Origin of the sequence: Aeromicrobium sp. PE09-221 (assembly GCF_002174305.1) — a bacterium.
GTDB lineage: Bacteria > Actinomycetota > Actinomycetes > Propionibacteriales > Nocardioidaceae > Aeromicrobium.
Window position 1 is genome coordinate 34,031 of record NZ_MIJB01000026.1, and the last position, 21,215, is coordinate 55,245.

Here is a 21,215-nt window from a genome sequence, read left to right on the forward strand (position 1 = left end):
GGTGCGCACGCAGGCGCACTGGCACGCCGCGAGGGTGCCTTCGGCGGCTTCGGTCTCCTCGCGCACCGCCCGATCACTGATCACCGGCTCTGCGGCGGCGACACCGGTCGGGGCGGCCTCGTTGTCCTTCTGCTCGCGCGGCCAGAGCAGGTGCGCCGCGATCGCCCCCTACCGGGAGCAGACCCACGACTGCCACTTCCACAGCCTGACGACCTGTCTCGGGGAACTCCCCAACACGGAGGTTCAGCTGACGCTCACTGGCGAGGACGGCAAGGTGCTCCTCGACGAAACACGGCAGACCTACGACAACGGCTTCGTCGGCATCTGGGTGCCCCGCGGCATCGAGGCGACGCTCACGATCCAACACGAAGGCCAGTCCGGCACCGCGACGGTCTCCACGACCGACGAGGACGACCCGAGCTGCATCACCACCCTGCAACTGACTTGAACGCAGGACGGGAGGGCAGCCGGAGCGTACCGAGCGGCATCGGCCCCTCCCGCTCTGTGACATGGCTCCATCTCCTAACGAGATGGATCGATGTAGCCAAGTGGATCAATGGCCAGGAGCGCTTGAAGTGGCAGGACCCCGTTGCCCAGCGCTGTGTTCTGCTGGTTCGCCGTGAGACCGTGAGCGGACTCGGTAACCCAGCCTTCTGGTAGACCCATCAGCCACTGGACGAACTCCGGCGCGGGGCGTGGGCCGCGCTCCTCGTTCAGGATCGCGGGAGCGGGGGCGGCTCGTCCTGTGATGTGTTCCCATCGGGCGATGGCGTCGGCGTATCGCCCCCAGCGACGAAGATGTTCTCCACGAGCGCGAACAGGGTCTCCGATTCGCTCCACCTGCCGGTCGAGCCAGCTGGCCCGTTCAGGGCGAGGTCGATGACCCGGTGACTCAGTGCGATCGTGCCGCGTCGAGCTCGGACCTGGTCCAGGGTCTCGCCACCGCGTGAGGAGTCCGAGGCCAGTGGTGTCCGAAACAGTGCCCTGGCGGTGAGCGGCGATGAAGATGCGGTGGCGCGGGTGTGGAGCGCCGACGAGGGAGGCCGGTAGGCCGATCCATTGCGCGTCGTACCGGAGGTCGGCCAGATCGACGAGTACGGCTCCGAGTGCCCGAAGAGGTCGAGCTGGCTCGTCTCCCAGCACCCCGCTTCCGGGTTCCAGGTCGTGAAGGGTTGCGGCGACGGGGGTTGCACGGTCGGGGTTGCGGTCATTGCCTGCTCCTTGCGTTTGGTGGCGGGTTGCGGGTGCGGACAGGAGGCCCCGGACGTTCTCAATCGCCACGAGGCGGGGTTGCAGCGCCTCGTTCGCGGTTGCCATGTACGACCAGAGTCCGGAGCGGTGCCTGGTGCGAGGCCGGCTCCCTTGCCGACGGTCGAGACGTCCTGGCAGGGAAACCACCACACAGCACGTCAACCGGTTGAACGTCGCTCCAGCTGACGGCGGTGATGTCGCCGCGGTTCGGGGTATCGGCCAGTGGTGGGAGAAGACGCGGGCGACGGGCTCGTTGAGCTCGGAGAACCAGACCGTGCGGCCGCCGGTGGCGTGTTCGACGGCGAGGTCGAGGCCTCCGTATCCAGAGAAGAGCGAACCGATCTTGATCGGGCGGTCGTCGGTCGAGGGGATGTCGTACATGAGGGCTCCGGCAGGTCGGCGAACCCGATCCCCGGACTCCTCGCGGCGTCCTTCATCGGGTCGATCACCTGCCAGGTGCACGACCACAGCACCCACCACGATCCGACACTCCGCAGCACCAACAGCGGCTCTCTAAGCCGGCTCCGAACCACGAACCCCGACCCGCCGAGCCTGTCTCCGCGCGACATCAGCCACCCCTCCAGAGCTGTCACGCCTCTTGCAGGTCGAGGTAGAGCCAGGCGTCACCGCAGCAGAAGTCGCCAGGTGAGGGTGCTTACCTGCCCGACAGGAACGGAGACGAGAATGACGGTTTCGATGCGCGTGATGTCGGTAGGTGACGGCTACAAGTACCTGCTCAGGACCGTCGCGGCGGCCGACGGCAACCGGCCGCTTTCAACGCCGCTGACCCGCTACTACATGGAGGAAGGCACCCCGCCTGGTCGCTGGCTCGGCGCTGGCGTAGCGGCCCTGGGCAAGGGCGAGATTCAGGTGGGCGACCGAGTGTCAGAAGACCAGCTCCAGCTCCTGATGGGCACGGGATGTGATCCGATCACAGGTGACAAGCTCGGCCTGGGCTTCCCGGAGTACAAGAGCCAGGACGAGCGGATCGAGGCGCGGATCGCCGCTCTTGGCCAGACGCTGACGCCTGGGGCCAAGGGCGAGGCTGTCGCGCAGATCGTTGCCGAGGAGACTGCCCGCAGCACACGGCGTGCTGTGGCGGGCTTCGACTTCACCTTCTCCATCCCGAAGTCCACGAGCGTGCTGTGGGCAGTCGCGGACGCCGGGGTCCAAGCGCTCATCGGGGAGGCGCATCATCGAGCGGTTGCGGAGGTGGTTGCGTTCATGGAGCGCGAGGTTGCAGCCACCCGCACGGGCGCAACCGCCGGAGATGGCGCGGTTGCACAGGTCGAGGTCACGGGGCTGATCGCGACCGCGTTCGATCACTTCGACTCCCGCGCCGGCGACCCCCACCTCCACACGCACGTGGTCATCAGCAACAAGGTCAAGACCGTCCTCGATGGGAAGTGGCGTTCGCTCGACGGCAGACCGATGCACGCCGCCGTGGTGGCGCTCTCCGAGCTACATGAAGCCGTGTTCGCCGACCATATGACGCGCACCTTCGGCGTCTCGTGGGAGGCCCGAGAGATGGGCCGCGACCACAACCCGGCATGGGCGATCACGGGAGTGCCCGAGGAACTGGTCGCCGAGTTCTCTACCCGCGCTCGTCACATCGACGCCGAGACCGATCGCCTCATCGCTGAGTACGTCGCAGCGCACGGACGACGACCGGCACCAGCAGCGATCATGAAACTCCGCGCCCGAGCCACACTCGCGACCCGCCCCGAGAAGCAGGTCCGATCCTTGGCTGACCTCACCGCCGAATGGCGGGAGCGCGCCACGAAAGCGTTGGGGCGGGATGCGACGACGTGGGCGCGCGAGGTGACCGACAACGACAAGCCGCTCCTGCTGCATGCCGACGACGTGCCGCTCGATGTCATCGGTGAGCTGGGGCGTTCGGTCGTCGAGGTGGTCGGTGAGAAGCGTTCGACCTGGCGGCGGTGGAATCTCATGGCCGAGGCATCCCGGCAGACGATGGGCTGGCGGTTCGCCACCATGCACGATCGGGAAGCGATCGTCGCGATGGTTGCCGATGCCGCCGAGCTCGTTTCCTTTCGGCTGACGCCCCCCGAACTCGCCTCCTCGCCTGTCGTGTTCCGTCGGCCCGACGGCAGTTCCGTGTTCCGACCGAAGAGCTCGACGGTGTTCACCTCCGAGGCCCAGCTCGCGGCCGAGGACAGACTCCTCGAACGAGCAGCGAACCTGGCCGGGCCGACGGTGCAGCTCGCGACGGTCGAAAAGACCACGCGCAGACCCGCCGCGGATGGTCGAATGCTCGGCGACGACCAAGCCGATGCCTTGACCCGGATCGCGGTGTCGGGGCGGATGCTTGACGTGCTGGTCGGTCCTGCTGGGGCGGGCAAGACCACCGCCATGAACGCGCTCCGACGAGCGTGGGAAGCCGAGCACGGCTCCGGTTCGGTCGTCGGGTTGGCACCGTCGGCGGTTGCCGCCCAGGTGCTGGCGGACGATCTCGGGATCGCGACGGAGAACACGGCGAAGTGGTGGCAGAACCACCTCATCCACGGCACCACGTTCGAGGCGAGACAGCTCGTCATCATCGACGAAGCATCCCTGGCCGGCGCCCTGTCGCTGGACCGCATCACCCACCTCGCCCATGAAGCGGGCGCGAAGGTGCTGCTGGTCGGCGACTACGCGCAACTGCAATCCGTGGACGCCGGCGGAGCATTCGCGATGATCGCCAGAGACCGAGCCGACACCCCCGAACTGGTCGACGTTCACCGCTTCACCCACGTCTGGGAGAAGACCGCCTCACTTGAGCTACGCCACGGCCGCACGGCGGCTATCGACACCTACCTCGCCCATCAGCGCATCACCGACGGCGACGGCGAGGCCATGACCGATGCCGCCTACAACGCCTGGCGCGCCGATCGCGACGCGGGACTCGTCTCGGTGCTGATCGCCGAGACCCATGAGGACGTGACCGCGCTGAACGGTCGCGCCCGTGCCGATCTGATCCTCAACAAGACGCTGAACCCCGACCGCGAGGTCGAGCTGCGCGACGGTACCGCCGCCGGCGTTGGCGACACCATCATCACGCGACTCAACAACCGGAACCTGCGCACCCTGGCCGGGCGGGACTGGGTACGCAACGGCGACATCTGGACCGTCACCGCCGTCGGCGACGACGGGACCATCACCATCGCACGCGACTATGGAACCGGCACCACCGTCGGCGACGACGGAACCATCAAGGCTCGCAGGCGTGGGCGCAGGTTCGGCGGCAGCATCGTCCTCCCGGCCTCGTACGTGGCCGAGCATGTCGATCTCGGTTACGCAGTCACCGCCTACCGCGCCCAAGGCATCACGACCGACACTGCGCACGTGCTGGTCGAACCGACCTCGACGAGGGAGACCTTCTACGTCGCGATGACCCGAGGGCGGCACTCGAACCACGCCTACGTGACTCTCGACCGCGCCGACGACCATGCCCAGCCGCACCCTGGCGACGACCCGCATGCCACCGCGCGAAGCGTGCTGTACGGCGTTCTTCAGCACAGCGGGGCCGAACTCTCGGCGCACGAGACCATCGTCGCCGAGCAGGAACAGTGGGGCTCGATCGCCCAGCTCGCCGCCGAGTACGAGACCATCGCCGCCGCAGCCCAGCATGACCGCTGGGCTGCCCTCATCCGCTGCTCCGGGCTCTCCGACGAACAGGCCGAGAGCGCCATCGAGTCCGAGGCGTTCGGCTCCCTTGCCGCTGAACTTCGCCGCGCCGAGGCCAACCATCACAACCTTGATGCGCTCTTGCCGCGCCTCGTGGCCGCGCGAGGATTCGATGACGCCGACGACATCGCCGCCGTCCTGCACTACCGGGTCGAGCGGGCCACCGGCCGCCCCGCAGGCTCGGGCCGGACCCGCAAGCCAACGCGACTTATCGCCGGCCTCATCCCACAGGCGCACGGCGTCATCGATGTTGAGATGCGAGCGGCTCTCGACGAGCGAGAGGAGCTCATCGCGGCACGCGCCGACGCCGTACTCGACGGCGCGCTGGCCGAGGGCGTGCCGTGGACGAAGGCACTCGGCACGCGGCCCACCGAACCGCGACGGGCTGCGGCCTGGCGCAAATCCGCGCGCGTGATCGCCGCCTACCGCGATCGTTACCGCGTCACCGACGACACGCCCCTCGGCGCGCCACCCGAGTCGGCGGTCCAGAAGATCGACGCTGCGCGGGCGCGGGCAGCCCTCGACCGAGTGCGAGTGGCCGCTGAAACTGTGGATGATGCTCACGCAGCTCGAAGCCCGTCGAGAGGTGGGCCGTCGCGGACAATGTAGTGCCAGTGTCGACCCCAGGGGTGTGGACCCGCGAATGTCGGCGCGGCCAAGTAGCCTCAGAGCCACACGACAGTAGACTTAAACCCACATGACGACACACGGCTGAAGGAGGCGGGGCGATGGCGCGCGCTGATCTACTCCTAGACCTCGTCGAGGCCGAACGCCGCGGCGATCGGGAACGCTTCAAGGTGCTGGTTGAGTCCGTCATCGCCGAAGAACGCGCCAACCAGCATCATCTTCTCGCCGATCGGCTCTCGCAACTCATCACGACGACGGGACAGGGACCCGTCCGCGACGACCGAGCAGCAGCGATCCGCGATCTCGTGCATGAGGTCGTACCGAACCGTCGGCTGCATGAACTCGAACTTGCGCCGGTCCCGCAACGAGTCGTGACCGAACTGATCGAGGAGCAGAAGCGCGCCGAGCTTCTGCGTAGTTACGGTATTGAGCCGCGCAACCGACTTCTGCTGTCTGGCCCGCCTGGAAACGGCAAGACGAGCGTGGCGGAAGCGATCGCGGCAGAACTGATGCTTCCCTTCTACGTGATCCGCTACGAGGGAGTCATGTCGAGTTTCCTCGGCGAAACGGCCGCACGGCTGGACAACGCGTTTGAGTTCGCGCGGACCCGCCGTTGCGTGTTGTTCTTCGACGAACTGGACACCATCGCCAAGGAACGAGCAGACGAGCACGAGACCGGCGAGATCAAGCGGGTGGTTTCGACACTGCTGCTCCAAATCGACAGACTGCCACCCCACGTGATCTTCGTTGGCGCAACCAACCACGGCGAGCTGCTGGATCGGGCGGCATGGCGACGGTTCCAGATTCGGACGGAGTTGGGACCTCCTAGCCGCGCACAGGCGACGAGATTCCTCGAACGTCTTGCTGAACGCCTCGGAGGCGACCTCGGTTTCGCTCCTCGTACCCTCGCCGACAAGTTGGCCGGGGCGAGCTTCGCCGAGTTGGAAGAGTTCGCACTTGATGTGCGCCGCCGCGCGGTGCTGGAACTCCCGGATGACAACATCCGCCGGATAGTGCTAGAACGGCTTGAACACCGCCGAGGTCAGGCGGCAGGGTGACGGTTGAGCGCAAACCGCTCCTTGCGTTCGGGCCGGCGGAGGTTGTGGCGCGGCCAACCCAGACGCCGCGTGATCTTCCACGTCTGGCAAAGCCGGGCGCTGGGCGACAAGGTGAACGACTGACTCCTCAGTTCAAGGACTTGGCCGCAGCTTTCGAAGCCGAACGTGCCCGTCTGAGCGCCGACACCCCAGAGGAGATTGACCCCGCACTCGTGGTCGTATTTGATCTGGCGGGAAGCGTCAAGGACTTCCGCAACGCAATCAACCGGATCGATGGCCTGGAGTTTCTGTCGGAGCTTCTCGGGGATCAATCTGACCCCGACGACGATTTCCACATGACGGAGCGTGAAGCTGGACGGACAGACAAGCGCGTCACGCACTCGCTGTACTTGGTCATGTCCAACACCAAGGCGATCGACGAACTACTCCGGCTCTTCGCTCAATGGCAGGCCGACCCGTCCGCGTCGTTCGAGCACGGGCTAGGCAAGTTCAAGACGGCCTTCCAGCAACTGACAGCGATACGTCGGTGGGGCGCTGAGGACCGCATCCGTGAGACTGGTCTACGAGAGCGCTGGGAAGAGACTCTCAGCATGGTCGGTCAGTCAGTCAGCACCGTCCTCGTCGAAGTCGAGCTCTGGCACAGGCGTGATGCCGCCCAGCGTGCGGCTGCCGAGGCGCACGTCGAGGAAGTCATCACTTCCAGCGCCGGTCGAGTCTTGGATCGCTCGCAGATCGGAGAGATCGAGTACCACGCGCTCCTGGCTGAACTCCCGATCCAGCAGGTCCAGTCCGTGTTGACCAACGGAGCTTCGGCCATTCGGCTTCTCACGACTGATGACGTCATGTTCGTCAGCCCCTTCACCCCGATGAGCGTTGCACCAGGGACTCTTGAGCCAGTTACTCAAACCAACCTTGCTCGCAGCGACAGAGTCGAAGGCAAGCCTCGGATCGCGCTGCTCGACGGGCTGCCGTTCACCAACCACGACACGCTCCAAGGCCGGCTCTCGATCGATCACCCTGATGGGCTTGGTGAGAACTACCCCGTCGCGGCTCGCCACCACGGAACCGCCATGGCGTCACTCATCATTCACGGCGACCTCACTGATGGCGGTCCCGCGCTTGATCGTCCTCTCTACGTGCGCCCGATCCTGCAGCCCCATGAGTTCATGCCTGGGCACGAGCAGGTAGTCCCGAATCGTCTGCTCCCCGACGTCCTTCATCGTGCGATCAGACGGATTGTGAAGGGCGAGGGGAACCAGCCTGCCGCAGCGCCGAGCGTCCGGGTTGTGAACCTCTCCATAGGCGCACAGACACGAGCACTCACGCGTCGAATGAGCCCCGTTGGGCGCCTGCTGGACTGGCTCGCCCACTCGTACAATCTGCTGTTCGTCGTCAGTGCGGGTAACCACACCGACGAGTTCACGATCCCCGCCGATGCCGCGCACGACACTGACGCCGCTCGCCTGGCTGCAATGCGGGTCGGCTTCGAGACGGCGCTGCTACGCGGCATCCTTCCGCCTGGCGATGCACTGAACGCCCTCACCGTCGGTGCCACGCACTCAGACGGCCTCGGCGAGATCGCAGTTCCAGATACGGTGTGGGATATCACCAACCCGGACGCTCCCGCACACTACGGGTCGGTTGGGCCCGGTGTCGATCGGTCGGTCAAGCCGGACCTTCATCACTCCGGAGGCCGCGCCCTCTACACGCGCCCCATCGTGCTGCCCGGTCAGACTGACGTTGCCGTCGGCCTGGCTCGCACCGCCGCGACGGGACCCGGCTTGCAGGTGGCCGCTCCGGGACGCGGGGGTGCTACCAACAGCACGGTGTTCACGAACGGCACCAGTAACGCGACGGCTCTCGTCACCCGTGAAGCCAGCAGGCTGTTTGACCTCCTTGAGTCTGATAACCGCGATCCCGAAGACGCACCGCTTCCTGATCCGCAATACCACCCGCTGCTCGTGCGCGCTCTCCTTGCCCATGCAAGCAGTTGGGGCGCTTGGGAGAACAGCCTGCGCAACGATCTTGGTCTCAATGGCCAGGATGCTCGGCGGCAGTTGACGGCTCTGCTCGGCTACGGTCGCCTCGACCTCAGCAGACTCGGCGAAGCCGCGTCCAACCGAGCCGTCCTCGTCGCGGGCGGTCAAATCGCACGGAACGAGCGCCATACTTACGGATTCCCACTGCCTCCCTCGCTTCGAGCGAAAGCGGAATGGCACCGCTTCACCATCACGCTGGCATTCATGGCTCCGACGGTCGGCCAGCTCACTCGGTACCGCAGCGCGAAGGTCTACTTCAGTACGCCCGACACGAGCCTCGCAGGCGGCGAGCGTTCCGATGCAGAGCACAACGCGGTTCGGAGGGGAAGCCTTCAGCACGAGATTGTGCAGGGCTCTCGCGCCATGTCTTTCGTTGATGGAGACAGCTTCCCGATTCATGTCGAGTGCATGGACGACGCCCAGCGACTCCGTGCAGGCAACACGATCCGATATGCGCTGGTTGTCTCCGCCGAGACCGCGGAGCAGACCTCCAACACCATCCACGAAGAGGTCCGTGACAGGCTACGCGCACGCGCGCGCGTCCAGGGCCGCATTCGACCGTAGACCCCGTTTTCTACCACCGTCTGGCTCGACCACTGGTGCTGGCCACAGGGCAGTGCGCGTCAAGCAGTCTCCTGCGCATCGCGGTCAGGCGGCTGGATCACCAGCACGTTCGAGATGCCGCCTTGGTTCACGCAGTCCTGGGCGAGGCCATGGACGTGCCAGTAGAAGTCCAAGTCTGCCTCGGACGCGTTAACCGTGAACTCGACTGGCGTGTACAGGTGAAGTGGGACTGAGGCTCCGTCGTAGTGATAGCCGAAGTTGTCGATCGTTGAGATGGTCAGCGGATGATCGCCAGTGAAGTCGATCCCGACGCGGATGTCGTACTCACCGCCGCCTGTCGCTTCCGCTGTCTTGCGCACCAGCGCCATGAGGTCCGCCATCGCGCATTCGATGGCTGCGGACTGGACCTGCCAGCCATCGAAGTAGCCGTCGCTGCTCATGCGGTGGCCCCCAACGGCCGCTGCGATCGTGACTGATCCATCGTGGTGAATGCTCGCCCAGGCCTCCTTCCACGCCGAGCCTTCACCTGCCGCACTGTTCACGGCCACCCATCGACGAAGGCCTGGTCGCGGGTTGTGACGGTCGACGCTCTCCAGTGGGTGAATGCCACCGCGGCCCGCGTAAAAGAGCGCAAGGCTCTCAGCCTTTGCGAGGATCTCACGGGCTTCATCGCGCGTGAGTCGACTTCCGACGCGTGGGAGGCGTGGGTGGGCAACTGCTACCAGCCAGGCGCGCGTCTCTGAATCTCGCCCGGCTGCTGCTTCCGCATACAACGTGTCCAGAACTTCGGTGGCGTGGCGGCGCTCGTCGAAGCGCGCACGGTACATCGCCTCGATCTGACGCTCCTTCATCCACACCGTGTCCGCATCGTTCCGAACGGGTGCACCGAAGTAGTCACCCCTATAGATCAGATGCGGACCATCGACGCTGGCTGGCACCTCAACGATGACGGCACGCTCGCCTTCCGCCGAGCCCAGCCGAAACACGTTCAGGCCGAACACAGGCGGCGTGATCGCGGTGATCGCCGCGCTGCGAAGGGAGCGCTCGTACCCCTCGTCAAAGTCGCCAACGTCGGTACGCCCGGTCGCCGCCTTCTGTGACTCGTGCACGCCGAAGACGATGACGCCACCCCCACTGTTCGCCATGGCCGCAACGTCTTTCGGGAAGTCGGTCTGCGGCAATCCCTTCTGAGGTGGAAGCTCCGACTTCCAGTCCAGGTCGTCGGACTCCGTCGCACCAGCCGCGACAGCCGAATCGAGCAGTTCGTCCGTCAACGGACCGGGGCCGCGACCGAGAACGCGGTGGAGGGCAGTGAAGCTCATATGACAAGCGTAGGGATGGCCACCGACAACGCGGGGAGGGAGCAGCCCAGGTTTAGAGCTTTGCTGTCACATCTCAACGACGCTTCGCGCATCACGCGAGGCGCTGGGAGCAGGTCGGCTTCGCACCGCCGCAACGGAACCCCTGCTGCCTACCGGCTGCCCGATCATCTGTTCGAGGTCGGTCGAGCCGGCCACCAACCGGGCCTCCCCACTGTGCAGAAGCCGGTGCGGCCCGACACTCGTCGCGCTGGTGACGGGGCCGGGGACGGCACCGAGGGAGCGACCGAGTTGGTGCGCTTCCTGCGCGACCTTCATCGATCCCGATCGCGCGCCGGCCTCAACCACGACCGTTGCTGTGGACAGTGCGGCCATCAACCGTGCACGGGCGATGAACCGATGGCGGGTCGGCGTTGCGCCGGGTGCGACTTCGCTGACCAGCAGACCGTCATCAGCGACACGACCGAGCAGCTCGCTGTGGCCCGCCGGATACGCGCGATCAACTCCGTTCGCAAGGACTGTGATGGTATCGCCACCGGTCGCGAGCGCCGCGCGATGGGCAGCACCTTCGATGCCGTAGGCACCTCCGGCCACGATGATCCGCTCAGCGTAGGCGAGGTCGGAGGCAAGCTGCCCGGCCACCTGCTCGCCGTAGGATGTCGAGGCCCTCGCGCCGGTGATCGTGACGAGATCGTTGAGCGGTCGCGCGAGAAACGAGGTCATGCCACGAGTCCAGAGGACGTACGGCCGCCGGTCGCCAAGATCGTCGAGCGCGGAAGGCCAGTCTTTCTCTCCGGGAATCAGCGTGCCGGTACCGGCGCGCTCGGCTTCGACGAGGTTCTCTTCAAGTGTCCGAGTGTCTGGGCGCTGGAACTGGGCGCGCCACACTTGAGCGTCAACGGTGCTGAGCCCCGGCACCGCGTCATCACCCTCGGCGATCCGAAACAGCTCCTGTGCACCGAGCTCGCCCAGGAGGCGACCGGTGACGGCATCGTCCGGTTCGACGAGCATCGACAGCACCATCCGTGCTGTGCGCTCGTCCTGGACTATCTGGCTCAAGATCGTCATCGCCGGCTCCTCTCACTCCTACAGAGAGGTGCGCGCGGCGACGCGGGAGTCGGAGGGTTCCGTGAACGGCGACCCCGGCGTACAGTGGATGGTGAGGCAGGTTCTCCTCATATTGCGGGTCCTCCGGGACGGCCTTTGGGCACTCACACACGTTCTGCCTCCTCGACGGAGTAACACGTGTGACGAGAGGCCCGTCATGTTCCGCCTTATCTGGACGCTCAGCGTTCACACCCGCGACTATCTGCACCGCTACATGCCGAGCAACCGACTGCTCGCTGCCATCCGCACCCGCCGCGGACTCAAGTGGGGGATACCAGCGATGCTGGTCGCGCTTCCGTACATCCTGATCGGCAGCATCTGCTCTGGCGCGGCAGCCGACGGCGGCCCAGGCTGGCTCCACCTGATTGTCCTCTGGGCATGCTGGAACGCACTCAAGTTCATCATCATGGGACCCGTGAGCGTCGCTCTGCTCATCCGCGCGCGCCTGCGCGAGGCTGCGGTCCGTCGTCACCAGCGCCACGACTCGCGCGTCGAAGCGAGCCTGCGTGAGCCAGCTCTTCGTGTCTAGGCTCAACCGCCCACGGCAGTGGATGCCGTGATGCGAGAACCACAGCGCCCGCCAGGCCGGATCACGACGCCGTGGGAAGCGAGCGCTCGCCGGACAGCCTGAGGCCCCGCCCCGACCTTCATGCCGACCTCTACCAGCGTCAACCCGCTGAGGTAGAGGTCGGCTGCTTCGTGGATGCGGGAGGGATCGAACCGTCCACGGCGGATCGTCACCTCTCGCCGGGTGAGGTGGGTGGCGACCGTGCGGCGGTTCACGCCGAACACGGATGCCAGCTCCACGAGCGTTGCGCCCTCGCGGTACTGCGCTACCAGATCGTCGACCTGCTCCGGGCGAAGGAGGGTTTGAGCCATCCCAAGTGATCGCACCACTCGCCCCCTTGAGTCGGAAACGGTAGGCTCAGAGGAGCGCTGGTCGTGGTCGTAGAATCCCCGTGACCTGCGCAAAGACAAGGTTTTCAGGTGTGGGCAGGGGTTCTCAAACTCTCTACGGAGGTCCACCACGGTGTCCTTACTCAAACAAATGGACTGAGTAAGTGCCACTGAGTGGATTGAAGAAGAGTCACGAGGCTCGCCGGGATGACCGGCGGGCCTCTTGGCATTTGTGAGGACAGTGTCGAACGGTTCGGCGAGCTCGGCTTCGAGTCGTACGCCGACGCGGTCGTTGTCGTCGGGGAGGATCAGGATCTTTTCGAAGAAGGCTTGGTTGAATAGCCGCCGGATGTGTTCGGGGGCGCTGAGGTAGGCGGCGTGTGTGTCGGTCGCGAGGTCGAGGGCGAGGCCAAGGTTGCGTTCGATGAGCTCCCACTTCTCGTTGGTGGCGTCGAGCTCGGTCTTGATGCTGGCGAGTGCCTTGCTGATGCGGTCTTGCTCTTGTCCGAGGAGGTCGACGGGGATGGCGCCGGCGTAGTGGGCCTCCATGAGCTTGCCGCGCTCCCGGTTCAACTGCTCTTGCTTCTTCTTGAGCTCGACGCGGCGCCGCTCGACCTCGCTCCGGGCGTCGTTGAGTTCGGCGCGCATCTGCGCCTCGACGTGGCCGCGGAAGGTGGCGTTGAGCTGGACGCGCAGGTAGAGGTCTTCGACCTTGCGTTCGATCTCGTAGATCAGCACGGAGCTCTGGGTGCAGTTGGTGCGTTTGGAGTGGCGTCCGGCGCAGTAGAAGTAGGGGTAGATGTCGCCGCTGGCCGACCGGGAGTGGGTGACGAGCATCCGTTCGCCGCACTGTCCGCACCACAGGCTGTTCTTCAGGTAGTGGTTGTGCTTGCGGACGCGGTCGCCGTTGTAGTGGCTGTCGAGGATGCCTTGGACCTTGAGCCAGGTTTCGTCGCTGACGAGCCGTTCGTGGCGACCGTCGTACTGGATGCCCTTGTAGGTGACGATGCCGCGGTAGTACGGGTTGGTCAGTACGCGGTGGAGGTACTTCTCGTTCATCGGCTTGGATGGCACCTTCGGCGTCGGCACGGTGGTGAAGCCACGTTCGGCGAGCCAGTTTGCGAGTGCGGCGACGGTCCATGCGCCGGTGGCGTAGAGGCCGTAGGCGTCCTTGACGAACTGGGCGCGTTCTTCGTCGATGATGACGGTGCGGAGCTCGCGGCCTTGGTCGTCGACGGTGCGGTGGTTCAGGTAGCCGATCGGGGCTTTGCTGACGGTGCCACCGCGCTGCGCCTTGGTGGTGAGTCCTTTGGTGACCTCGGCGGCGAGGTTGCGTGAGTAGAACTCGGCGATCGAGCTCATGATGCCGTGCAGGAGCATGCCGCTCGGGGTCTGGTCGATCGCTTCGGTGGTGGAGACGAGTTGGACGTTGGCGGCTTCGAGTGCGCGAACGATCTCGACGTCGTCGCTGCGGTTGCGGGCGAGGCGGTCGAGCTTGTGGACGATGACGTAGTCGACGTCGTGGTCGTTGACGTACTCGAGCATCCGTTGGAGCTCGGGGCGGTTGGCGGACCTGGCCGATGCCCCTCGGTCGACGAATTCCTTGACGATGATCGAGCCCATGATCGCGGCCTTGCGCTTGTTGGCGTCGCGCTGCGCGGGGATGGAGAACCCTTCGTCGTCGCCACCTCCGCGTCGGGCCTGCCCGGTGGTCGACACGCGCAGGTAGCTGACGGCGACCTTGGGGGTGAGTGCCTCGGCGAAGGCGTTGATGGGGTTGGCGACGGTGGCTGGGTTCATTGGTTCCTCTCCTTGATTACTGCTTCCATTGACGCTCGTTTCGCCGGACGAGTCCAGAGCGAAATGAGCGTCGCCGCCAGCCATCGGGGGTGAGCCTGTGGACAAGTCGTCCGGCGGGTCGCCGATGTCGTGGCTACTTCTCGAAGACATACAGTTCACCAAGGTCGACGATGTCGTAGCGCATCTCGAGCAGATCGGTTACACCTTCGCGGTCGAAGGTGAGCAGGAACTCCAGTTCGGGGTGTTCCTCGTAGACCTGTTCGAGGGCAAGGAGCCAGCCGCGCTCCTCGATGAGCTCATCGACCAGGTCGCTCATGCGGGCGTATTCGCCGTGGTAGCAGTTGAGGAAGTCCAGCGCGATGTGCTCGCCGTACGGGTTGATGTCGTCGAGTCCGAGGAACGCGGCCATCGCGGTGCCGTGGTAGTCGTAGGCGTCGCGGATCCGCTCGGCTGCCTCGGTGTTCGGCGCGGCGGCGATCAGGTGGTTGATGAAGTGGTCACCGATCAGCGGCTCTCGCTCGCTGGGGTGCTTGGGTTGTTCGTGATTCATGAGGGGTCTCCTCCTTCTTGCCCACCCGTTCGTTTCCTGAATTCGTCGGCGCCCAGTTGCACGAGCTGGGCGACCTGGTTGAGCTCGATGACAGTGAACAGTCGCTGGTCGATCGCGGGCTCGTCCGCGAGCCTGCGCACGAGCTGGTCGCGTCGACGCTTGTGCGGCACCACCCACACCACGGCCGGGAACAGGCCGTGGGCTCGTTGCTCGGCGCCGGTGTTGCGGTACTGCTGGTATTGCAACGACTTCTTCAGGACCCGGTTTGGTGCCTCGGTTGCCCGGTCGACCTCCCAGAAGTAGAAGTCGGTGAACCCGTCGGTCTGGCTCGTGGATGCCAAGTCGGGCTTGAGTGTTCGGGTCTCACCAGCGGCACCGAGGTAGGTGCGCCAGCAGTCCGGCTCGAGCTGGAGCCGCTCGATCTCGACACCGTGGTGGTTGGTGCTTTGCAGGGTGATGACGAGCTCGGCGACGGCGAGCGTGTGGTCGAGGAACGTGGTCGATGGTTCTGACGGCCTGAGTCGAGGCCCGGTCTCTTCGCCGAGGTGCTCGACGAGGAGCCGGTTGGCGAGGTCGGTGATCTGCCATACGTGTCCACCAGAGCCCGCGCGGACTCCGCCGATGCGCCGCTGGAGGTTGACCAGCAGGCCCAGGTCGCGGAGCCGCTGGAGCGCGCTATTGGCGCTGCGGGGGATCACCGCCGTCGGGTCACTCAGGTCGAAGTGCTGGCGAGCGAGCTGGCGAGTGGTGAGGAACCTGAAGGCTCGCACCGTGCCGAGGATCTGCCAATCCCGCTCCGACAACCGGCTGCTGACATCGGGGCGGATCATGACGAGCCTCCAAGGGTGAGGGTCGCCGTGCGGCTGCGGAGTTCGGGCAGGAATGCACGCACAGTCCCCTCCAGCACGGACGCACGAAGGGCGCTGACCTGCCCAAATGCGGCCTGGCGGCTCGACCCGACCTGAAGGGCGATCTGAACCGGACTCATGACCGACCTCCACTGTTGCGGCGCCGACCGATCGGCCCGTCCAGGTCGTCCTTGCGAGGCTTCTGGTGGGTGTTTATGCCGATCGCTTTCATGATTTCGCGCTCGACCTCAGCAGCGTCGCGCCCGTAGATGGACTCGGAGCGGGCACGCAGTTCGGCGGGCGTGCGGATCGCTGCTTCCGGCGGCAGGGTGCGGGCGGAGAACCAGCCCGTCGACTCGCCGTTGTGGAGGAGCCTGCAGTAGACGCTGTACCGGGGCAGATACATGAAGTCGGCGGCCTCGAGCTCCGGTGCCTGCTTGGCGAGCTCGCCAGCGTCCTCAGCGTTGAGACCAAAGATCACCTTGTTCGCCGTGTTGGTGTCCACGCCTGCCCGGAGGTCTGGTGGGAGCTGGCGCCGGTACTGGTGCGCGATCGTCCACGCCACACCGAGGCCTCGGCTCTGGGCGAGCGCGTCCTCGAGGTTCGTGGGCAGCGCGATGTAGTCCTGCACCTCGTCGATGAATAGGTTTACGATCCGGCGCCGCTCGGGCGGCTTGCTTCCCTGAGCGAGGATCAATGGCCACAACTGGCCCACGATCAGCGAGCCGAGCAGCCGTGCGCCCTCGGCGCCGATGAGGCCTTTGTTGAGGCTGACGAGCACGATGCGGCGCTTGGTGAACAGGTCGGACAGGTCGAAGGCCGGGTCGGCCTGGCCGAGCACGGCACGCAGCTGCGGGCGCAGCAGGAACTGGCGTAGTCGGGTCATGGCGGGTGCGATGACCTGGGCGCGTTGGTGCGGGCTCATCGCGTCGTAGGCCGTCCAGAAGCTCGAGAGCCCGAGGTGGTCGTCGATGTCCTTGAGCATCCGGTGCCGGAACTTGGTGTCGGTCAGCAGTGCGGGCAGCATCGTGAGCGTGGTGCCTTTGTGATGCGCCAGTGTCATTAAGGCGCTGGTGAGGACGTCGGCGGTGCGCGGCCCCCACGACTCACCGCTCGGCTCCTTGAACACCGCCAGCATCGAGTCGGCCGTCAGCGCGGCATGCCGTCCCGATCTACGCAGTGGGTTCGAGCCGACTGGCCGCGGGCTGGTCGGGTCGGTTACCACGACCTCGGAGGCGCGCTCCTCGGGGATGCGGGACAGGATGTCGTTGACGAGGTCGGCCTTCGGATCGATCACGAGAACGCTGCGGCCGTCCCGGATTGCGTCCATGATCATCGCGAGCATGGCGGTCGACTTGCCGGAACCGGTCGGCCCCAGCAGCAGCGTGTGGTGCAGCGAGTCCTGCGCGCCGATGCCGACCTGGGTCGTGAGCCCCGGTGCCGTGGTCTCGGCGAACGGGCGTCGTGACGCCGCCACCGTGGTCTTGGGGGCGAGTAGTTGGGGGTGTTTGGCGGGTTGCCCGGGCAGCGCCGCTTCGCCGGATTTGTCCAGTGGCCAGCCCATCAGCGCGATGAGTTCCTTGGAGGAGATCGCCAGCGGGTAGCGCCACGGCAGCGATGTCCGGTTCAGGTGGTCGGCGGATTCGCGGATGAAGTTGATCCGCACGCCCGCAGCCTGCGCCACCCGAAGACCGCCGAGGGTGTGGGTGATCAGGTTCTTGATGCGACCGGGGGTCGCGGCGTTCGCGCCGACCCGGATGGTGGCCTTCGCTCCATGCATCGAGGCTCGGGTCTTCAAGCTGGCACGCGTCTCGGCACTGGCGGTGCGCTGACCACGCCATGCGAGGTCGAACCACGTATCGGTCGGCTGCTTGGCGTCAGGGCTCACGAAGTGCGGAGCCAACCTTCCACCGAGAACTATCTGGAGGACGAGATCCTCGCTGGTGCCTTGGGTGGTCGCTAGCCCGGCGAGCACGGAGCGGGTGACTGCGGTGACCCGGTCGACGTTCAGGGCCAGTGAGCTGTGCGACACCTTCAGATGCCCGGCGAATTCGACCGGCTGGCGGGCCTTCAGCTTCGCGTCGGCCAGCCGCATGCCGGGCACGAGGGAGCCGATGAGGCCGTCGATCTTCTTGACATGGCTGCGGTGTACGCCGACGAAGTAGTTGACCGTCGTGTTGTGGGAGCGGGCCTCGAACACGACGGGGCCGAGGTTGTGGTCGGCGCAGATCCGGTCCAGCAACTCCAACCCCAGATCCGGATCGAAGTGGCTCGGACACCACACCTGCCGCCACTCCCAGTGGATGTGTCGGCTATTCATCGCGCGCCTCCTTCCCGTCGTCGGCCTGCTCCTGCTGGTGGATCGCCAGTGCGAGCAGCGCTTGGCCGATCTTTCGATGCTCGGGTTTTGTGTGGGGGACCGGAACGAGGCGGAAGTTCTTCGACGACCGCGGTCGCCCTCGTCTGCGCTTCGCTTCACCAGTCATGGCCGCATCTCCAGCGTTACCAGCGTCGGCGCTCCCACCAGCGACGAATCAGCAAGACCCCGACGGCCATCACGATCACGATGACGGCGATGGCGGCCAGCCACAGCCAGATGCTCTGGATGATGCTGACGATGAACGCCAGCGTGACGGCGATCCCAAGCAGAGATATGACGGCGCCCCATGCTCGCGAAAGCAGGGAGTTCGGAGTATCGGCCATCACGCATCACGACCCTCCACGAGCGCCTTGTGGGCGAGCCCCCGCTCGGTGTACTTGGGCACGGGATAGCCGGGGAGGTGCACGTCGCTGGGGATCTGATCACCCCATACCGCCCATGCCTCGCGGCAGTTGGGACGCTCTCGGGCGAAGAGCTCCAGGTACGGGCCGTCGTACATCCGGACGGTCTTCTGGATCACCTCCTGCGGTTTGGATGAGTGCGCCAGCCGGGGTTCTTGGAAGACCGACTTCTGGCCGCGGAACTTCGGCTTCACCGACCCCTTGACCCCGAGCAGGAGGATCTCGTGGCTGCCACGGAAGTGGTTGCCCAGCCCCATGTAGTACTTGTCCCACACTGCGTTCGTGACGTACCGGAAACCCCAGGCCTTTATGACGTCGAGGCCATCTTGGAGGCCGTTGTTCACGACCCACAAAAGCAGCACCGCGTTGTCGGCAGCCAGATTGGCGACCGGCATCTTGCAGATCGCCCCGGTCCTCATCAGGCCGTACTTCTCCGATGCGCCACGCTTGCCGGTCTGGCCGGGCATCCACGGCGGATCGGCGTAAATGACCGAGTACTTTTCCGGCTCAAGATTGGTGGTTGATGTGTCGACGTTCATGGCGGTTGCCTCCTTTCAATGGGCTGATATCGCTGCGGTTGTCCGCGGCGTCTGCCCCAGTTATGCGCTCATTCGTTCGAGGGGTAAAGACCCCCGAGATTGGCTTCGTGCACCGACCTGTCGGCCCCTGAGAGGTGACCTCGTCAGAGGCCGACAGGTGCCCTCGAGAGGGCAGAGGTGGCTGCGATAGCCGGTGTTGTGGTGTTTGCAACAACCCGCTCTATCCGGCGAGGTTGCGCCAGGACTGCCCAGCGGCGTCGTTCATGGCACGACGCGCACGGTGAAAGTCCGACTGCACGCGCAGGTCCGCCACGCGGAGATCCCGGCGCAGCTGGTCTGCTCTGCGCTGCTCGGTTCGTTTGCGTTCACGTCGCGCGATGGCGCTGGCGGCGCCCAGCCCGCCCAGGAGTAGCAGCGTCAGGCCAATCGGCTCCATCACCTATCACCGCTCTCGAACAACCGCAGCCGCTCACGCAGTTGCGGGTCGCCACCGGCCAGCGTGTCCGCGAAGCTGCTGACCTGCTCACGGACCGCGCGAGTGTGCTCCTTGAACTGCTCGGTGATCTCGCTGCGATCCTCATCGGTCAGCTCGTGGGCATCGACGTCGCCGCAGAGACGCTCACGCAGCACCAGGTACATCGCCGCAGCGCCACCGGCAGTGCCGACAGCAAGGGCTGCGACATACCCGACGGCCCACATCATGATGGGAACTCCGACCCGAAGCTGCGCTGCACCCGCTGCGCTTTGTCGACGAAACCGACCTCGATCCGAGTCAGTACCGCATCCAGCACCGGGTCGCCGTTCGCCAGACTCTTGCGGTAGTTGTCCAGATCGACAGCTCGCTCCATGATCCGACCCGTCAGGGCCGCTTCCGCGTCGACCTTGAGGCCCGCGAACTTGGTCTCGTTCACCAGCCGATCGACGGCCTTCCGGTGGGTGCGCTCCTCCCGCGACGGGACAAGCCCCCGGCTGGGGCTCGCCCAGCGCTCCAGTTCACTACTCATGATCCGGCCTCCTCTAGCCTTGAATCTCCGGCCCGATTTGGGCTCGTGAATCACGTTAGGGACGACCGACTGAGATGAAAATCAAGCGGCAAGGACTTGGAGTCAGGAGGAGGCAGAGTTGGAGTCAACACCTGCTGGCGTCCGCGAAGCGATCACTTTCCTCTGCAAAGGCCAGGGATTTAACGCCGACCGCCTCGCCACCCGACAAGCCCTCGTCGCAGTTCTCGGCGAACCCGGCACGCACCCGGACATACTCACCGAACGGTTCGTCGCAGCGATCAACTCCATCGGCGGACCGACCGCCGAGATTCTCGGCGACTCACTGCGTCTGACGGAGCGGGCGTGGAACCTCAAGACCCTCAAAGAACGACGCACCCTCCACGGGTCGCTCCAAGATCCCGTGATCGGCTGGGAAGCCGTTGCCGACCGCGCAGAGACAGCGATCGACCACCTGGTCGCCGTACTCGTCAGTGGCCGCTACCCCAAGTCGCCGATCCCGACCCGGATCGCTGAATCCCACAGCGGTGTGGCGATCTATGCCATGAGCGTCCACACCATCGTCCGCGACCGACGCCACGAAGAGACCCGCTACCGGTTCCAGCTCGTCGGACTCGCCGACGGGGTCGACTACTTCGGCGTCGACACCCCGAGCCCCAACGTGCCACGCCTGGTCAGTGAAGATTTCTCCCTGCAGATGAAGTTCTACGACTACGGCTACCAACACCAGTTCTGGCCCGACGAACCCATGCGACACGGCAAGACTTACGACCTCCGCTACTTCATCCGCAACCCCCACAGAGGTGAGGAAGCCGTCCTGACCGCCGAGCACATGGCCTTCCACGAACCCACCCGGTTCGCCACCTTCACCGTCTCCTTCATCGGCGACAAGCCCAAGATGATCTGGCGGGTCAACCGACTCACAGGGATCGCCACACCCGGCGAGCCAACCCGCGACACCGCCCTCAGCATCGACGGTCAGCGCACGGTGCGCACGGAGTTCAGCGACCTCTACGGAGGATTGCATAGCGGCATCGCCTGGAGCTGGGACGCCTGACCGAGGCGGCAAGGTCTTCTCGAAAACGGCCTGTTATGAGATAATCACAGGTAGATCGCAGCGCCCGGTCGACGCGACACCAGCTCCCGG

18 protein-coding genes are annotated in these 21,215 nt (G+C 65.6%); 6 read left to right on the forward strand and 12 right to left on the reverse strand.

Annotated features, from left to right (window positions below; genetic code table 11):
• Position 1 precedes the first annotated feature (1 nt).
• A complete protein-coding gene (locus BHE97_RS14390) occupies positions 2-448 on the forward strand; it encodes a CueP family metal-binding protein (protein WP_201791456.1) in 447 nt (148 codons plus the stop codon).
• A gap of 265 nt (positions 449-713) precedes the next feature.
• On the opposite strand, the gene BHE97_RS20750 is transcribed toward BHE97_RS14390, so the two are convergent.
• Positions 714-1,211 (reverse strand): hypothetical protein, encoded by a 498-nt coding sequence (locus BHE97_RS20750; protein ID WP_236757706.1) that lies wholly within the window; start codon positions 1,209-1,211, stop codon positions 714-716.
• 724 nt (positions 1,212-1,935) lie between these two features.
• Between BHE97_RS20750 and mobF the strand changes: the two genes are divergently transcribed.
• From mobF to BHE97_RS14410, 3 genes are all read left to right on the forward strand, one after another.
• A complete protein-coding gene (gene mobF, locus BHE97_RS20755; RefSeq protein WP_236757707.1) occupies positions 1,936-5,547 on the forward strand; it encodes a MobF family relaxase in 3,612 nt (1,203 codons plus the stop codon).
• 119 nt (positions 5,548-5,666) lie between these two features.
• Positions 5,667-6,623: an ATP-binding protein gene (locus tag BHE97_RS14405; RefSeq protein ID WP_054682932.1), complete on the forward strand. Its 957-nt coding sequence runs from the start codon at positions 5,667-5,669 to the stop codon at positions 6,621-6,623.
• On the forward strand, positions 6,620-9,226 hold the full coding sequence (locus BHE97_RS14410; RefSeq protein ID WP_087624728.1) for a S8 family peptidase: 2,607 nt from the start codon (positions 6,620-6,622) through the stop codon (positions 9,224-9,226). Before BHE97_RS14405 ends, BHE97_RS14410 begins: the two co-directional genes overlap by 4 nt.
• Positions 9,227-9,285: 59 nt before the next feature.
• Here BHE97_RS14410 and BHE97_RS14415 read toward each other — a convergent pair whose 3' ends face one another.
• Positions 9,286-10,548: an ATP-binding protein gene (locus tag BHE97_RS14415; RefSeq protein ID WP_087624729.1), complete on the reverse strand. Its 1,263-nt coding sequence runs from the start codon at positions 10,546-10,548 to the stop codon at positions 9,286-9,288.
• Positions 10,549-10,614: 66 nt separating this feature from the next.
• Positions 10,615-11,613 (reverse strand): DNA-processing protein DprA, encoded by a 999-nt coding sequence (locus tag BHE97_RS14420; protein WP_087624730.1) that lies wholly within the window; start codon positions 11,611-11,613, stop codon positions 10,615-10,617.
• A 196-nt stretch (positions 11,614-11,809) separates the two neighbouring features.
• Between BHE97_RS14420 and BHE97_RS14425 the strand changes: the two genes are divergently transcribed.
• Entirely contained in the window at positions 11,810-12,181 is a 372-nt protein-coding gene (locus tag BHE97_RS14425; RefSeq protein WP_054682923.1) for a hypothetical protein, read from the forward strand.
• A 2-nt stretch (positions 12,182-12,183) separates the two neighbouring features.
• Here BHE97_RS14425 and BHE97_RS14430 read toward each other — a convergent pair whose 3' ends face one another.
• From BHE97_RS14430 to BHE97_RS14470, 9 genes are all read right to left on the reverse strand, one after another.
• Positions 12,184-14,349, reverse strand: coding sequence for a recombinase family protein (locus BHE97_RS14430; protein ID WP_170931437.1), 2,166 nt, complete (start codon positions 14,347-14,349; stop codon positions 12,184-12,186).
• Between the two features lie 133 nt (positions 14,350-14,482).
• Complete coding sequence (locus tag BHE97_RS14435; protein ID WP_087624732.1) at positions 14,483-14,899, reverse strand: hypothetical protein; 417 nt, start codon at positions 14,897-14,899, stop codon at positions 14,483-14,485.
• A complete protein-coding gene (locus BHE97_RS14440; RefSeq protein WP_087624733.1) occupies positions 14,896-15,729 on the reverse strand; it encodes a replication-relaxation family protein in 834 nt (277 codons plus the stop codon). The genes BHE97_RS14435 and BHE97_RS14440 overlap by 4 nt, the downstream gene beginning before the upstream one ends.
• A 154-nt stretch (positions 15,730-15,883) precedes the next feature.
• Positions 15,884-18,067, reverse strand: a complete 2,184-nt coding sequence (locus tag BHE97_RS14445) for a type IV secretory system conjugative DNA transfer family protein (RefSeq protein WP_087624734.1) — start codon at positions 18,065-18,067, stop codon at positions 15,884-15,886.
• A 182-nt stretch (positions 18,068-18,249) separates the two neighbouring features.
• Entirely contained in the window at positions 18,250-18,450 is a 201-nt protein-coding gene (locus tag BHE97_RS14450; protein WP_087624735.1) for a hypothetical protein, read from the reverse strand.
• The gene (locus tag BHE97_RS14455) at positions 18,450-19,067 is read right to left on the reverse strand and encodes an MT-A70 family methyltransferase (protein WP_087624736.1); all 618 of its coding nucleotides are present in this window, start codon (positions 19,065-19,067) and stop codon (positions 18,450-18,452) included. The genes BHE97_RS14450 and BHE97_RS14455 overlap by 1 nt, the downstream gene beginning before the upstream one ends.
• Before the next feature lie 220 nt (positions 19,068-19,287).
• A complete protein-coding gene (locus BHE97_RS14460; protein ID WP_087624737.1) occupies positions 19,288-19,503 on the reverse strand; it encodes a hypothetical protein in 216 nt (71 codons plus the stop codon).
• Positions 19,503-19,769 (reverse strand): hypothetical protein, encoded by a 267-nt coding sequence (locus BHE97_RS14465; RefSeq protein ID WP_087624738.1) that lies wholly within the window; start codon positions 19,767-19,769, stop codon positions 19,503-19,505. Before BHE97_RS14465 ends, BHE97_RS14460 begins: the two co-directional genes overlap by 1 nt.
• Positions 19,766-20,071 carry a hypothetical protein gene (locus BHE97_RS14470; protein ID WP_087624739.1) on the reverse strand — a complete coding sequence of 102 codons (306 nt, stop codon included), beginning with the start codon at positions 20,069-20,071 and terminating at the stop codon, positions 19,766-19,768. The genes BHE97_RS14465 and BHE97_RS14470 overlap by 4 nt, the downstream gene beginning before the upstream one ends.
• Before the next feature lie 118 nt (positions 20,072-20,189).
• On the opposite strand from BHE97_RS14470, the gene BHE97_RS14475 reads away from it, so the two are divergent.
• Complete coding sequence (locus BHE97_RS14475; RefSeq protein WP_087624740.1) at positions 20,190-21,125, forward strand: hypothetical protein; 936 nt, start codon at positions 20,190-20,192, stop codon at positions 21,123-21,125.
• The last annotated feature ends 90 nt before the right edge of the window (positions 21,126-21,215 follow it).

Coding starts and splice junctions, on each gene's coding strand:
- BHE97_RS20750 (WP_236757706.1), bottom strand. CDS start 1,211: ATGACCGCAACCCCGACCGTGCAACCCCCGTCGCCGCAACCCTTCACG.
- mobF (WP_236757707.1), top strand. CDS start 1,936: ATGACGGTTTCGATGCGCGTGATGTCGGTAGGTGACGGCTACAAGTAC.
- BHE97_RS14405 (WP_054682932.1), top strand. CDS start 5,667: ATGGCGCGCGCTGATCTACTCCTAGACCTCGTCGAGGCCGAACGCCGC.
- BHE97_RS14415 (WP_087624729.1), bottom strand. CDS start 10,548: ATGAGCTTCACTGCCCTCCACCGCGTTCTCGGTCGCGGCCCCGGTCCG.
- BHE97_RS14420 (WP_087624730.1), bottom strand. CDS start 11,613: ATGACGATCTTGAGCCAGATAGTCCAGGACGAGCGCACAGCACGGATG.
- BHE97_RS14425 (WP_054682923.1), top strand. CDS start 11,810: ATGTTCCGCCTTATCTGGACGCTCAGCGTTCACACCCGCGACTATCTG.
- BHE97_RS14430 (WP_170931437.1), bottom strand. CDS start 14,349: ATGAACCCAGCCACCGTCGCCAACCCCATCAACGCCTTCGCCGAGGCA.
- BHE97_RS14435 (WP_087624732.1), bottom strand. CDS start 14,899: ATGAATCACGAACAACCCAAGCACCCCAGCGAGCGAGAGCCGCTGATC.
- BHE97_RS14440 (WP_087624733.1), bottom strand. CDS start 15,729: ATGATCCGCCCCGATGTCAGCAGCCGGTTGTCGGAGCGGGATTGGCAG.
- BHE97_RS14445 (WP_087624734.1), bottom strand. CDS start 18,067: ATGAATAGCCGACACATCCACTGGGAGTGGCGGCAGGTGTGGTGTCCG.
- BHE97_RS14450 (WP_087624735.1), bottom strand. CDS start 18,450: ATGGCCGATACTCCGAACTCCCTGCTTTCGCGAGCATGGGGCGCCGTC.
- BHE97_RS14455 (WP_087624736.1), bottom strand. CDS start 19,067: ATGAACGTCGACACATCAACCACCAATCTTGAGCCGGAAAAGTACTCG.
- BHE97_RS14460 (WP_087624737.1), bottom strand. CDS start 19,503: ATGGAGCCGATTGGCCTGACGCTGCTACTCCTGGGCGGGCTGGGCGCC.
- BHE97_RS14465 (WP_087624738.1), bottom strand. CDS start 19,769: ATGATGTGGGCCGTCGGGTATGTCGCAGCCCTTGCTGTCGGCACTGCC.
- BHE97_RS14470 (WP_087624739.1), bottom strand. CDS start 20,071: ATGAGTAGTGAACTGGAGCGCTGGGCGAGCCCCAGCCGGGGGCTTGTC.